Origin of the sequence: Acidovorax sp. sif1233, from assembly GCF_019218755.1 — a bacterium.
Lineage (GTDB): Bacteria > Pseudomonadota > Gammaproteobacteria > Burkholderiales > Burkholderiaceae_C > Acidovorax.
In genome coordinates this window covers 509,290-522,495 of sequence record NZ_JAHUWZ010000001.1, presented here as the reverse complement: position 1 = coordinate 522,495, position 13,206 = coordinate 509,290, and the positions used below count along the sequence as shown (strand labels likewise).

The 13,206-nt window shown below is 62.0% G+C and carries 12 protein-coding genes and 1 tRNA gene; 7 read left to right on the top strand and 6 right to left on the bottom strand.

Going from position 1 to position 13,206, the window contains the following annotated elements; genetic code table 11:
- Nucleotides 1-33: 33 nt before the first annotated feature.
- Nucleotides 34-1,383 (top strand): hemolysin family protein, encoded by a 1,350-nt coding sequence (locus tag KW843_RS02385; RefSeq protein ID WP_218293480.1) that lies wholly within the window; start codon nt 34-36, stop codon nt 1,381-1,383.
- 229 nt (nt 1,384-1,612) lie between these two features.
- On the opposite strand, the gene KW843_RS02380 is transcribed toward KW843_RS02385, so the two are convergent.
- Nucleotides 1,613-2,302: a lytic transglycosylase domain-containing protein gene (locus tag KW843_RS02380; RefSeq protein WP_218293479.1), complete on the bottom strand. Its 690-nt coding sequence runs from the start codon at nt 2,300-2,302 to the stop codon at nt 1,613-1,615.
- Nucleotides 2,299-4,041: a proline--tRNA ligase gene (locus tag KW843_RS02375; RefSeq protein WP_218293478.1), complete on the bottom strand. Its 1,743-nt coding sequence runs from the start codon at nt 4,039-4,041 to the stop codon at nt 2,299-2,301. Before KW843_RS02375 ends, KW843_RS02380 begins: the two co-directional genes overlap by 4 nt.
- Nucleotides 4,042-4,133: 92 nt before the next feature.
- Between KW843_RS02375 and KW843_RS02370 the strand changes: the two genes are divergently transcribed.
- Nucleotides 4,134-4,802, top strand: coding sequence for an RNA pyrophosphohydrolase (locus KW843_RS02370; protein WP_218293477.1), 669 nt, complete (start codon nt 4,134-4,136; stop codon nt 4,800-4,802).
- An 81-nt stretch (nt 4,803-4,883) separates the two neighbouring features.
- Here the strand turns inward: KW843_RS02370 and proB are convergent, their stop codons facing one another.
- The 4 genes from proB to rplU form a co-directional block, all read right to left on the bottom strand.
- A complete protein-coding gene (gene proB / locus KW843_RS02365) occupies nt 4,884-6,026 on the bottom strand; it encodes a glutamate 5-kinase (protein ID WP_218293476.1) in 1,143 nt (380 codons plus the stop codon).
- Between the two features lie 92 nt (nt 6,027-6,118).
- Entirely contained in the window at nt 6,119-7,189 is a 1,071-nt protein-coding gene (gene cgtA / locus KW843_RS02360; protein WP_218293475.1) for an Obg family GTPase CgtA, read from the bottom strand.
- A gap of 172 nt (nt 7,190-7,361) precedes the next feature.
- The gene (gene rpmA / locus KW843_RS02355) at nt 7,362-7,619 is read right to left on the bottom strand and encodes a 50S ribosomal protein L27 (RefSeq protein WP_008905145.1); all 258 of its coding nucleotides are present in this window, start codon (nt 7,617-7,619) and stop codon (nt 7,362-7,364) included.
- 15 nt (nt 7,620-7,634) lie between these two features.
- Nucleotides 7,635-7,946, bottom strand: coding sequence for a 50S ribosomal protein L21 (rplU, locus tag KW843_RS02350; protein ID WP_010462012.1), 312 nt, complete (start codon nt 7,944-7,946; stop codon nt 7,635-7,637).
- Nucleotides 7,947-8,171: 225 nt separating this feature from the next.
- On the opposite strand from rplU, the gene KW843_RS02345 reads away from it, so the two are divergent.
- The 5 genes from KW843_RS02345 to KW843_RS02325 all read left to right on the top strand — a co-directional run bounded on the left by KW843_RS02345 (nt 8,172) and on the right by KW843_RS02325 (nt 13,204).
- Entirely contained in the window at nt 8,172-9,101 is a 930-nt protein-coding gene (locus KW843_RS02345; RefSeq protein WP_218294407.1) for a polyprenyl synthetase family protein, read from the top strand.
- Between the two features lie 41 nt (nt 9,102-9,142).
- Nucleotides 9,143-9,219, top strand: a tRNA-Pro gene (locus tag KW843_RS02340).
- A gap of 128 nt (nt 9,220-9,347) precedes the next feature.
- Entirely contained in the window at nt 9,348-11,087 is a 1,740-nt protein-coding gene (pilB, locus tag KW843_RS02335) for a type IV-A pilus assembly ATPase PilB (RefSeq protein WP_218293474.1), read from the top strand.
- A gap of 18 nt (nt 11,088-11,105) precedes the next feature.
- The gene (locus KW843_RS02330; protein WP_218293473.1) at nt 11,106-12,326 is read left to right on the top strand and encodes a type II secretion system F family protein; all 1,221 of its coding nucleotides are present in this window, start codon (nt 11,106-11,108) and stop codon (nt 12,324-12,326) included.
- A complete protein-coding gene (locus KW843_RS02325; RefSeq protein ID WP_218293472.1) occupies nt 12,326-13,204 on the top strand; it encodes an A24 family peptidase in 879 nt (292 codons plus the stop codon). The genes KW843_RS02330 and KW843_RS02325 overlap by 1 nt, the downstream gene beginning before the upstream one ends.
- Nucleotides 13,205-13,206: the final 2 nt, after the last annotated feature.

Here is a 13,206-nt window from a genome sequence, read left to right as displayed (position 1 = left end):
AGCGCCCTGCCCGCCTTCGCCGTAGCCCGTCCCATGACCCTGTCCCAAAGCCTTTTCATCATCGGCCTGCTCATCGCGGCCAGCGCCTTTTTTTCGATGGCCGAGATTTCGCTCGCGGCGGCGCGCCGCCTGCGTTTGCGCCAGATGGCCGATGAGGGGGACGCGCGCGCGGACCGGGTGCTGCGCATGCAGGAGCAGCCCGGCGACTACTTCACGGTGGTGCAGGTGGGCCAGAACGCCGTGGCCATCCTCGGAGGTATCGTGGGCGAGGGAGCGCTGAGCCCCCATTTCAGCGCATTGTTCGGACTGTGGTTTTCGGAGCCGACCGCGCAGACCGCCGGCTTCCTCGCGTCGTTCCTGGTCATCACCTCGCTGTTCATCCTGTTTGCCGACCTGTTTCCCAAGCGCCTGGGCATGGCCGAGCCGGAGCGCCTGGTGGTGCGGCTGGCGCAGCCCATGGCCTGGTGCATGACGCTGCTGCGCCCCGTGGTGTGGTTCTACAGCCGGGGGGCCGATGCGCTGTTCCGGGTGCTGGGCATGTCGTCCCTGCGCGATGACCGCATCACCTCGGACGACATCCTGGCGATGATGGAGGCGGGCGCGCGCGCCGGGGTGCTGGCGGCCCGCGAGCAGCAGGTCATCACCAACGTGTTCGAGCTGGATACGCGCACGGTGTCCAGCGCCATGTCGCCCCGCGACCGGATCGCCTTCTTCCTGCGCGACGAGCCCGACTCCGTCATCCGCCTGCGCATCGCGGCCGAGCCATTTTCGACCTACCCCGTCTGCGAGGGCGATATCGACCACGTGGTGGGTTACGTGGACGCGAAGGATCTCTTCCAGCGCGTGCTGAACAACCAGCCCATCTCGCTGGCGGACGACAGCCTGGTGCGCAAGGTGCTGATCGTGCCCGACCGGCTCACCCTCTCGGAGGTGCTGGAACAGTTCCGCCAGGTGCACGAGGACTTTGCCGTCATCGTCAACGAGTACAGCCTGGTGGTGGGCGTGGTGACCCTGAACGACGTGATGAGCACGGTGATGGGCGACCTGGTGGGCCCGGCGGACGAAGAGCAGATCGTGCGGCGCGACGAGAATTCATGGCTCATCGACGGAGTCACGCCGATCGAAGACGTGCTGCATGCGCTGTCGCTCGACGAATTGCCCCACGCGGAAGAATACGAGACGCTGGCCGGCTTCCTGATGGTGATGCTGCGCCGCGTACCGCGCCGCACGGACAGCCTGAGCTGGGGCGGCTACAAGTTCGAGGTGCTGGACGTGGACAGCTACCGCATCGACCAGGTGATGGTGTCCCGCCTGGGTGCGCCCCAGGCGGAAAGCCCTGCCGCGCCCCCTCCGGCGGACAGCACCGCAGCGCCTGTGAAGTAGGGATGCCTTCGCGGCCATGCCCATCGGGCCCGGTGCGGCACGGCGCCTGCCACAGCGGCCTGCCAAACCATGGGGAAAATCGGGCTCCAACGCCCTCAGCATAAGCGCCAGAAGCTATAAAAATAGGAGCACCCGTATCCGTATCAGTGGCCGCTGCGCGGATTCCACGGTTCCGTCCTCCGGCGCCCGGCTGCGTCGGCACCAAGGCCGGGCGCCGCAGGGGGCCGCTTCAGGCTGCGGGCAGCTGAGGCTTCTCGCCAAACAGCCAGTTGCGCTGGGCGCCAAACACCGCATCCGGGTAGGGCGAGCGCCCACGGCTGCCGTTGTAGCGGCCCAGCGCCATGAACAGGTCGCCCCGTTCCCGGTCGATGTAGTGGCGAAGGATCACGCAGCCAAAGCGCAGATTGGTCTGCAGATGGAACAGCTTGCCCGCATCGCCGTCGCCGATCACGCGCGTCCAGAACGGCATGACCTGCATGTAGCCGCGAGCGCCCACGCTGGAGACGGCAAACTTGCGGAAGGCGCTTTCGACCTGGATCAGCCCCAGGACCAGGGAGACATCGAGCCCGGCGCGCTTGGATTCGTACCAGGCGGTCTGCAGGAAGTCGCGCCGGATCTCCCACTCGGGTTTGCGGCGGCGCAGCCGGTCACTCATGGTGCCCAGCCAGCGCAGGTAGTGGATGCGGGCCTCGGTGGTGAAGAACTCGGGTTCGGGCGGGGCCTGGTTGGCAATGGCCGAGCTCAGCGCCGTGCGCACGGAGTCCATCAGAGGCTCTTCGAGCTGGCCGCCCGCATGCGCCGCTGCAGGGGCCGCCAGCCACGCCGCGGGGGCGGACAGGGCGGCCAGACATGCACGGCGTGACAGGCCGCCGCCCTCGGGCGTCCCCCCTGCCGCCAAAGCCAGCCGCGCCTCGCTCATACCGCCATGCGGCCCTTCACGTGGGCCAGGATGTCTGCCGTGGGCACCTTGGTGGCCGCCGTGTCACGGCGATGCTGGTATTCGACCACGCCCTCCTTGAGGCTCTTGTCGCCGATGGTCACGCGGTGCGGCACGCCGATCAGCTCCCAATCGGCGAACATGGCGCCAGGGCGCTCGCCACGGTCGTCCAGGATCACGTCCACGCCCGCGGCCAGCAGGTCCGCATACAGCGATTCGGCCGTGGCCTTGACGGCCTCGCTGCGGTCCATGCCGACGGGGCACACGACCACGGTGAACGGAGCGATGGCGTCGGGCCAGATGATGCCGCGCTCGTCATGGTTCTGCTCGATGGCGGCGGCGGGCAGGCGCGTGACGCCGATGCCATAGCAGCCCATCTCGAAGAAGGCAGGCTTGCCGTCGTCACCCAGGAAGGTGGCGTTCATGTCCTTGCTGTACTTGGTGCCCAGATAGAACACGTGGCCCACCTCGATGCCGCGTTCGATGGCCAGTTCGCCCTTGCCGTCGGGCGAGCGGTCGCCCGCCACCACGTTGCGCAGGTCGGTCACGGCATCGGGCTCGGGCAGGTCGCGGCCCCAGTTGACGCCGGTGATGTGGAAATCGGGCTCGTTGGCGCCGCAGATCCAGTCGGCCATGACGGCCACCTCGCGGTCCACCACGATCTTGAGGGGCTTCTTCAGGCCGATGGGGCCCAGGTAGCCGGGCTTGCAGCCAAAGTGGTCCTCGATTTCGGAGAGCGTGGCAAAGCGGAAACCCGCCATGCCCGGCACCTTGGCCACCTTGATCTCGTTCATGTCGTGATCGCCGCGCAGCAGCAGCAGCCAGACCTGGGTCTTGACGATCTCGCCCGCCTCATTGGTTTCGTCCGTGGCCAGGACCAGCGACTTCACGGTGGTCGCCAGTGGCACGCCAAGCAGCTCCGCCACGTCGGCGCAGGTGCTCTTGCCCGGCGTGGCCGTCTTGGTCAGCGCCCGCGTGGCAGCGCCGCGTGGACCGGCGGGGGCCAGCGCTTCGGCCTTTTCCATGTTGGCGGCGTAGTCGCTCGCCGGGCAATAGACGATGGCGTCCTCGCCCGTGGCGGCGATCACCTGGAACTCTTCGGAGAGGTCGCCACCGATGGCGCCGCTGTCGGCCGCCACGGCGCGGTAGGTCAGGCCAAAGCGGTCAAAAATGCGGCGGTAGGCCTGCGCCATGACCTGGTAGCTGGCCTTGGCCGCCCCTTGGTCGCGGTCGAAGCTGTAGGCGTCCTTCATGACGAATTCACGCCCGCGCATGAGGCCAAAGCGTGGGCGGCGCTCATCGCGGAACTTGGTCTGGATCTGGTAGAAGTTCTTGGGCAGCTGCTTGTAGCTCTTGAGCTCCTGGCGCGCGATGTCAGTGATCACTTCCTCGCTGGTGGGCTGCACCACGAAATCGCGGCCATGGCGGTCCTGGATGCGCAGCAACTCGGGGCCCATCTTGTCGAAACGGCCCGTTTCCTGCCACAGCTCGGCCGGCTGCACCACGGGCATGGTCAGCTCCACGGCCCCCGCGCGGTTCATCTCCTCGCGCACGATGGCCTCGACCTTGCGGATCACCCGCAGCCCCATGGGCATGTAGTTGTAGATGCCAGCGCCCAGCTTCTTGATCAGCCCCGCCCGCGTCATGAGTTTGTGGCTGACCACTTCGGCATCCGCCGGAGCTTCCTTGAGGGTGGAAATAAAGAATTGGGAGGCTTTCATCGGAATCGATTTCGGGCAGAACGGGGCAGCCCACTTGCTGCACGCTAGGCGCCGTGCATAATGGACATAGTTTAAAAATTTGGGGTTTGATTATGCTTGACCGGGACGGCTTTCGGCCGAACGTCGGCATCATCCTGCTCAACCAGAAAAACCAGGTGTTCTGGGGCAAGCGCATACGCACCCACAGCTGGCAGTTCCCGCAAGGCGGCATTGACCGGGGTGAAACCCCCGAACAGGCCATGTTCCGTGAACTGCATGAAGAAGTGGGATTATTGCCCAACCACGTGCGCGTGGTGGCCCGCACCCGGGACTGGTTGCGCTATGAGGTGCCTGACCGGTACATCCGCCGCGATGCACGCGGACACTACAAAGGCCAGAAACAAATCTGGTATCTGCTTCAACTGGTGGGCCACGACTGGGACCTGAACCTCCGTGCCACCAACCACCCGGAATTCGACGCCTGGCGCTGGAACGACTACTGGGTTCCGCTGGACGTGGTGGTCGAATTCAAGCGCGGCGTCTATGAGATGGCCCTCACGGAACTGGCGCGCTACCTGCCCCGCCACGAGCAGCGCAACCGCTACCTGCGCAGCGGCATGCGCACGCGCGAAGGGGAGCACGCGGGCACGATGTTCCGGACCGGGTCCATGCTGATCAATCCGGGAATGGAGCTCCCTCCGGGCGCCAGCTTCGATCCCGACCCGCAGAACAGTGTGCCGGGGGAGCTGGACGGCCTGCCCACGGTCACCACGCCGCGCTAGCCCTTCAGTGGCCAGCCACCATGAAAAACGCCTGCGCAGAGCAGGCGTTTGACTGGGTGCGAGTGGCCTGGAGCTTGGCCATCAGCTGGTGGCAGCCAGCACCAGATTGTCGCGGTGCACCATCTCCGGCTCCGCAACATACCCCAGCAGCCTTTCGAACTCCGTCGAGGGCTTGCGGCACAGCATCCGCGCCTCGGCCGCCGCATAGTTGGCCAGGCCGCGGGCAATTTCAGCGCCGGAGGCGTCGCGCACGGCAATCACGTCACCACGGGAGAAGTCGCCCTCCACCGCCGTCATCCCAATGGGAAGCAGGCTCTTGCCTTCATCCCGCACCTTGGCGGCCGCCCCGGCGTCCACCACCACCGAACCCCGCAGTTGCAGGTGGTCTGCCATCCACTGCTTGCGGGCCTGCTTCTTCTGCGTCTGGGCCACGAGCAAGGTGCCCAGCGCCTCGCCCCGCACGAGGCGGACCAGTACGTCGGATTCACGCCCCCAGGCAATCACGGTGGACGCCCCCGAGCCGGCAGCCCGTTTGGCCGCCAGGATCTTGGTGATCATGCCGCCCTTGCCGATGCTGGAGCCCGCGCCGCCGGCCATGGCCTCCAGCGCCGGGTCGCCCGCCTTGGCTTCGTGGACGAACTGCGCCGATGCATCACGGCGCGGATCGGCCGTGTACAGCCCCTTCTGGTCGGTCAGGATGATCAGCGCATCGGCCTCCACCAGATTGGCCACCAGGGCACCCAGCGTGTCGTTGTCGCCGAACTTGATCTCGTCGTTCACGACGGTGTCGTTCTCATTGATCACCGGCACCACGCCCAGGCGCAGCAGCGTGAGCAGTGTCGAACGGGCGTTCAGGTAGCGCTCGCGGTCGGCCAGGTCCGCATGGGTGAGCAACACCTGCGCGCTGCCCATGCCCTGCTCGCGCAGCTTGGTTTCGTACATCTGCGCCAGTCCCATCTGTCCGACGGCGGCAGCGGCCTGCAACTCGTGGACTTCGTGCGGCCGCGTGGTCCAGCCCAGGCGCTTCATGCCTTCGGCAATGGCACCGCTGGACACCATCACGACCTCGCGGGGTACGCCGCCGTCGCCACGCACCAGGGCCGCCAGCTGGCGGCTCCATTCACCAATGGCGGTTTCGTCGAGGCCACGCCCCTCATTGGTCACAAGACTGGAGCCCACCTTGACCACGATGCGGCGGGCATCACGCAATACGCTGGAAACCATTTTTTTAGTGTTTTTGGCCACTAGCGCCTGTCCATCAAGCGCCGATAGCTATTAAAAATATAGCACTCAAACCAGAAAGGCTTTGCGGCGGATCAGGCCGGAGCATCTCCGGCAAAGCGGGGATCCACCTCCACCGGCTCGTTCTCCACCCGCTGCTCGGACTGCACGTGGCGGAAGATGGCATGGATCAGCGGCTCGCAGCCTTCGCGCGTGAGGGCAGAAATCTCGAAGACGGGCCCTTTCCACTTGAAGCGCTTGACGAAGTCCTTCACCCGCGTTTCCCGCTCTTCGGTGGGCACCATGTCCAGCTTGTTCAACACCAGCCAGCGCGGCTTGTTGTACAGCTGCTGGTCGTATTTCTTGAGCTCGTTCACGATGGCCTTGGCCTGGGCCACCGGATCCACCGCATCATCGAAGGGCGCCAGATCGACAATGTGCAGCAGCAGGCGGGTGCGCTGCAGGTGGCGCAGGAACTGGTGCCCGAGGCCTGCACCTTCCGAAGCGCCTTCGATCAGCCCGGGAATATCGGCCACCACAAAACTCTGCTCAGGGCCCACGCGCACGACACCCAGGTTGGGGTGCAGCGTGGTGAACGGGTAGTCCGCGATCTTGGGGCGGGCGTTGGACACCGCCGTGATGAAGGTCGATTTGCCCGCATTGGGCATGCCCAGCAGGCCCACGTCGGCCAGCACCTTCAACTCCAGTTTCAGGTTCTTCTTCTCGCCAGGCCAGCCCGGTGTCTTCTGGCGGGGGGCGCGGTTGATGGCGCTCTTGAAGCGCATGTTGCCAAAACCACCATCCCCGCCCTTGGCGATGGTGATGACCTCGCCCGGGTTGAGCAGCTCGTACAGCACTTCGCCTGTTTCAGCGTCGGTGATGATGGTGCCCACGGGCATCTTGAGGGTGATGTCGGTGCCAGCGGCACCGAACATGTCCGATCCCATGCCATGCTCCCCGCGCTTGGCCTCGTGGCGCCGAGAGTAGCGAAAATCCACCAGGGTGTTCAGATTCGGATCCGCCACCGCGAACACATGCCCGCCGCGCCCACCGTCGCCCCCGTTGGGACCGCCGAACTCCTTGTACTTTTCATGCCGGAAAGACACGCAGCCATTGCCACCATCGCCTGCGGCAATGTCAATAAAGGCTTCATCGACGAACTTCATGGGATATCCAGTTTACAAAAGGGCGCGGCACCGACGGCAGGTTACCCGGCAGGTCGGAGCAGCGGAACGCCTCGGAGGCGCTGTCTGCGAATGGCTTGAACGCGCCATCGTACAGACCAAACAACAAAGCCCCGGCAAAGCGGGGCTTCGATGGCTACCGGAGGAATGAACCTCAGGCAGGAGTCACATTGACCGTGGACTTGGACAACGCACCCTTGGTGCCGAACGACACGTGGCCGTCCACCAGGGCGAACAAGGTGTGATCCTTGCCCACGCCGACATTGTTGCCGGGGTGGAAACGCGTGCCGCGTTGGCGCACGATGATCGAACCAGCGCTGATCAGTTCACCACCGAACGCCTTGACACCCAGCATCTTTGGCTTGGAGTCGCGCCCGTTTCGCGTAGAGCCGCCGCCTTTTTTCTGTGCCATGACTAGCTCCTTCGATTAAGCAGCAATCGCACCGATTTGCAGCTCAGTGAACTGCTGGCGATGGCCTTGGCGTTTTTGATAGTGCTTGCGACGGCGCATCTTGAAGATGTGCACCTTGTCGTGCTTGCCGTGGGCCACGACAGTGGCTTTCACGGTTGCGCCGGACACCAGGGGCGTACCGATCTTGAGTTCAGCGCCGTTGCCGACTGCCAAAACCTGATCGATCACAATTTCCTGGCCTACGTCCGCAGCAATCTGTTCTACTTTAATTTTTTCGCCGGAAGCAACGCGATACTGCTTGCCGCCGGTTTTTATGACCGCGTACATGTTGACCTCTTGATATGAGTTCTGCAGACGAATTTCCGCAGAGCCCAAGAGTATAGCGCATCGATCCGAGCAGCGCCAGCCCCCGCATGCCGGCCGAGCGGCGGCCTCGCGCAACGCGCCGGGGCGCCTTCAGGGCTTCCTATAATCCGGTCTCTTTCTGCGACCACCATCTTGACTGACCACACCGCCCCCGCCGCATCGCCCCTCCTGCTCGTTGCACAAGACATGCACGAGGTCGACAAGGTCATCGGTCAGCGCCTGACTTCCAGCGTTCCCCTGGTCGCGCAGATATCCCAATACATCATTGCCGCCGGCGGCAAGCGCCTGCGGCCCGCGCTTTTGCTCATGGTGTGCGGAGCCCTGGACTACCGAGGCGCGCAGCGCCACAGTCTCGCGGCCGTCGTGGAGCTGATCCACACCGCCACCCTGCTGCACGACGATGTCGTGGATGCCTCCACCCTGCGCCGCGGCCGCCCCACCGCCAACGAAACCTTTGGCAACCCTGCCAGCGTGCTCGTCGGCGATTTCCTGCACACCCGCTCCTTCCAGATGATGGTCGAGGCGGGCAGCATGCGCATCATGGAAATACTCTCGGAAGCCACCAATGTGATCGCCGAGGGGGAAGTGCTGCAGCTCATGAACATGCACGATGCATCGCTGGACGAAGCAGGCTACCTGCGTGTCATCCGGTCCAAGACCGCCAAGCTGTTTGAAGCCAGTGCCCGCCTTGGCGCGGTGCTGGCGGGCAGCCCGCCCGATGTCGAAGAGGCCTGCGCAACCTACGGCCAGGCACTGGGAACCGCCTTCCAGATCATTGACGACGTTCTCGACTACGACGGCGACGCAGTGGAAATGGGCAAAAATCTGGGAGACGATCTTCGGGAAGGCAAGTCCACCCTGCCCCTGATCGCCGCCATGGAACGCGGAACGCAGAGCCAGGCGCAGACCGTGCGCCACGCCATTGAACAGGGCTCCACCGACCAATTGGCCGAGATCGTGCAGATTGTCCGCGACACCGGCGCACTGGACATCACCCGGGCGGCGGCCTTCGGCGAGGCCCGCCGCGCCATGGCCGCGGCCGAGCAATTACCCGCCAATGCCTATTCAGCAGGTTTGCTAGAATTGGCCGCGCAATTGCTTGCACGACGCAACTGAGATGCCCCATTGCATCCACTTTCGAGTGCAATCGCACACAACGGGGTGTAGCTTAGCCTGGTAGAGCGCTACGTTCGGGACGTAGAGGCCGGAGGTTCGAATCCTCTCACCCCGACCACAAGACCGCATTTTCAACAAAAGCGCCGGTTCTGTGGTGCTGTTGCCAATATCGACGGCTGTACAGCTTGTGGCTGATCGGTGATGATAGGATGGATTCTTTTCCACACCTAACACATTACCGGTTACATGGCCGCTGTTGATACTGCCCCCAAAGAAGCCTCTGCAGTGGCCCTTCCCGGATTGGGCAGGGCGTTGATGTCCGCCGGCAAGTTGACCCAAAAGTCGGCAGAGGACATTTACAAAAAATCACAAATCAGCCGCACCAGTTTTATTGCGGAATTGACGGGATCTGGTGCCGTGTCGGCTGCCGATTTGGCGCACACCGTTTCAGCCGTGTTTGGTGCGCCCTTGCTGGATCTGGAAGCAATTGATCCGCTTCGACTGCCCAAAGAGCTTCTCGATCCCAAAATATGTCAGGCGTATCGGGTCGTTGTCCTCAGCAAACGCAATAATCGTCTGATCGTCGCGACCGCCGATCCCACTGACCAGGAAGCTGCCGAGAAAATCAAATTCACGACCCAGATGGGGGTGGATTGGATTATCGCTGAATATGACAAGCTCAGCCGACTGGTAGAATCCACCACAAAATCAACCAGTGAGTCGATGGACACCCTGGTGAGCGGTGGAGGCGACTTTGATTTCGACGATGTAGCCGTAGAAGAAGCACCCGACAACAACGACGCCGGTGCCGGCGATGTGGAAGATGCGCCCATCGTCAAGTTCCTGCACAAGATGCTGCTCGACGCATTCAATATGCGGGCCTCGGACCTGCATTTTGAACCCTACGAACACCAGTACCGGGTGAGATTCCGGATCGATGGAGAACTCCGGGAAATCGCGTCCCCGCCCATCGCGATCAAGGACAAGCTCGCATCCCGCATCAAGGTGATCTCCCGCCTGGATATTTCAGAAAAGAGAGTCCCGCAAGACGGACGCATGAAATTGAAAGTGGGCCCGGACAGGGTGATCGACTTCCGTGTGAGCACCCTCCCCACCCTGTTTGGGGAAAAAATCGTTATTCGTATCCTGGACCCGAGCAGCGCCAAGCTTGGGATTGATGCGCTGGGCTACGAACCCCAGGAAAAAGAGCGGCTGCTGGAGGCCATAGGGCGCCCCTATGGAATGATTCTGGTCACGGGCCCGACGGGTTCCGGCAAGACCGTGTCGCTATATACCTGCCTGAACCTGCTAAACAAGCCGGGCGTGAACATTGCCACCGCGGAAGACCCGTCGGAAATCAACCTGCCCGGGGTCAATCAGGTCAACGTCAATGAAAAAGCGGGGTTGACTTTTGCCGTGGCCCTGAAATCCTTTCTGCGGCAGGATCCCGACATCATCATGGTCGGTGAAATTCGCGATCTGGAGACCGCAGATATTTCTATCAAGGCAGCGCAGACGGGTCACCTGGTTTTGTCGACCCTGCACACCAACGATGCCCCCACGACCCTGACCCGGATGCGCAATATGGGGATTGCCCCATTCAATATCGCGTCCAGCGTGATTCTTATTACCGCGCAACGCCTTGCGCGCAGGCTGTGCCCCGTGTGCAAGGTGCCGGCTGATATACCGCACGAATCCCTTCTCGAAGCGGGTTACAAGGATGAGGACATCGACGGAAGCTGGGTGACCTACCGTCCTGTAGGCTGCTCGGCCTGCAACAATGGCTACAAGGGCCGGGTCGGCATATATCAGGTGATGCCAATCTCGGAAGACATCCAGCGCATCATATTGCGAGATGGAAGCGCGCTTGAGATCGCCGAGCAGGCACGAGCGGAAGGTGTTCGCTCACTGCGCGAATCCGGCCTGCACAAAGCAAGATTAGGTTTCACTTCGCTGGAAGAAGTGCTTGCCGTCACCAACGAATAACGAGTTAGAGGGACCAGCATGGCAACTGCTGCATCATCACGGGATATCAAGGAATTTGTTTTCGAATGGGAAGGCAAGGACCGGCACGGGAAAATCGTGCGCGGCGAGGTGCGCGCTTCCGGGGAAAACCAAGTGCAAGCCACCCTGCGCCGCCAGGGTGTTTTCCCGACAAAGATCAAGAAAAGGCGCATGCGGTCGGGCAAGAAGATTAAGCCCAAGGACATTGCTCTGTTCACTCGGCAGCTTGCAACCATGATGAAAGCTGGGGTACCTCTCCTCCAATCATTTGACATTGTGGGGCGAGGCAATACAAATGCAAGCGTTACCAAACTGCTCAATGACATCCGCTCTGACGTGGAAACAGGCACGTCGCTGAATGCTGCATTCCGCAAGCATCCGATGTATTTTGACAGCTTGTATTGCAATTTGGTGGAAGCGGGCGAGGCCGCGGGTATTCTGGAAGCACTGCTTGATCGACTGGCCACCTACATGGAAAAAACGGAGGCCATAAAATCAAAAATCAAATCAGCACTAATGTATCCAATATCAGTTATTATTGTTGCATTCGTTGTTGTTACTGTGATTATGATATTTGTAATTCCTGCATTCAAAGAAGTTTTTACTTCTTTTGGAGCAGATTTGCCTGCACCCACCTTGTTTGTAATGGCAATAAGTGAGATTTTTGTGAAATGGTGGTGGCTTATTTTTGGCGCAATAGGCGGTGGTTTTTTCTTCTTCATGCAAGCATGGAAAAGAAATGAAAAAATGCAGATGCTCATGGATCGAATACTGTTGAAGATTCCAATCTTCGGTGCGCTGGTGGAGAAGTCCTGTGTGGCGCGATGGACCCGAACGCTATCCACCATGTTCGCGGCTGGCGTGCCTCTGGTCGAAGCGCTCGACTCGGTGGGCGGCGCCTCGGGCAATTCCGTATATTCGATGGCCACCGAAAGAATCCAGCAGGAAGTCTCCACCGGCACGAGCCTTACCGCAGCCATGGGCAATGCCAATATTTTCCCGTCCATGGTGCTTCAGATGTGTGCCATTGGCGAGGAATCGGGCTCCATCGACCACATGCTGGGCAAGGCTGCCGATTTTTACGAAGCAGAAGTGGATGAAATGGTGGCAGGCCTGTCGAGCCTCATGGAACCCATCATCATTGTCTTCCTGGGAACGTTGATTGGCGGGATCGTGGTCTCGATGTACCTCCCCATCTTCAAGCTTGGCCAAGTCGTGTGATGGAGATGGAGATTTGGTGGAATGCGAGTTGGGGTGCGGTATTGGGGCTTCTGATCGGCAGTTTTCTCAACGTGGTCATTTACCGGCTGCCCAAGATGATGGAGCGCCGGTGGACTGAAGAGGTGCAGGCGATGCAGGCGCCGGCCGCACAAGCTGATACCAGCCCGGCGCATCCCGAGCCAGAGCGGTTCAATCTCATGGTCCCCCGCTCTCGCTGCCCGTCCTGCGGGCACTTGGTGCAGTGGTACGAGAACATTCCTGTCGTCAGCTATCTCTTTCTGCGGGGCCGCTGCTCGGCCTGCAAGGCGCGGATCTCGCTCCGATATCCTCTGATCGAGATGGCGACCGGTGCCCTGTTCTTCTTTTGCATCCAGCGCTGGGGTGTCACGGCCACGGGGATTGCATGGTGTGGTTTCTCGGCGGCCCTGGTGGCACTGGCATTCATCGACTGGGACACCACCCTCCTGCCCGACGACATCACCCTGCCGCTGCTGTGGGCCGGCCTTTTGTCGTCTGCCCTGCAGTGGATCGCAGTACCGCTGCACGCCTCGGTGTTCGGCGCCGTGGCGGGCTATCTTTCGCTTTGGCTGGTCTACTGGGGGTTCAAGCTCGCCACCGGCAAGGAAGGCATGGGGTATGGGGATTTCAAGCTGTTTGCCGCGCTGGGAGCCTGGTTCGGCTGGCAGGCCCTCGTACCCATCATTCTGATGTCCTCGGTGATCGGCGCCGTCATCGGCATCGCGATGAAAATCTTCAGCAGCCTGCGTGAAGGCGGCTACATCCCCTTCGGCCCCTTTCTTGTGGGGGCGGGATTCACGGCGATGGTGTTCGGGCCCCAAGCCATTCTGGACACGGTGCTGAAACTCCTGGGCCTTTGAAC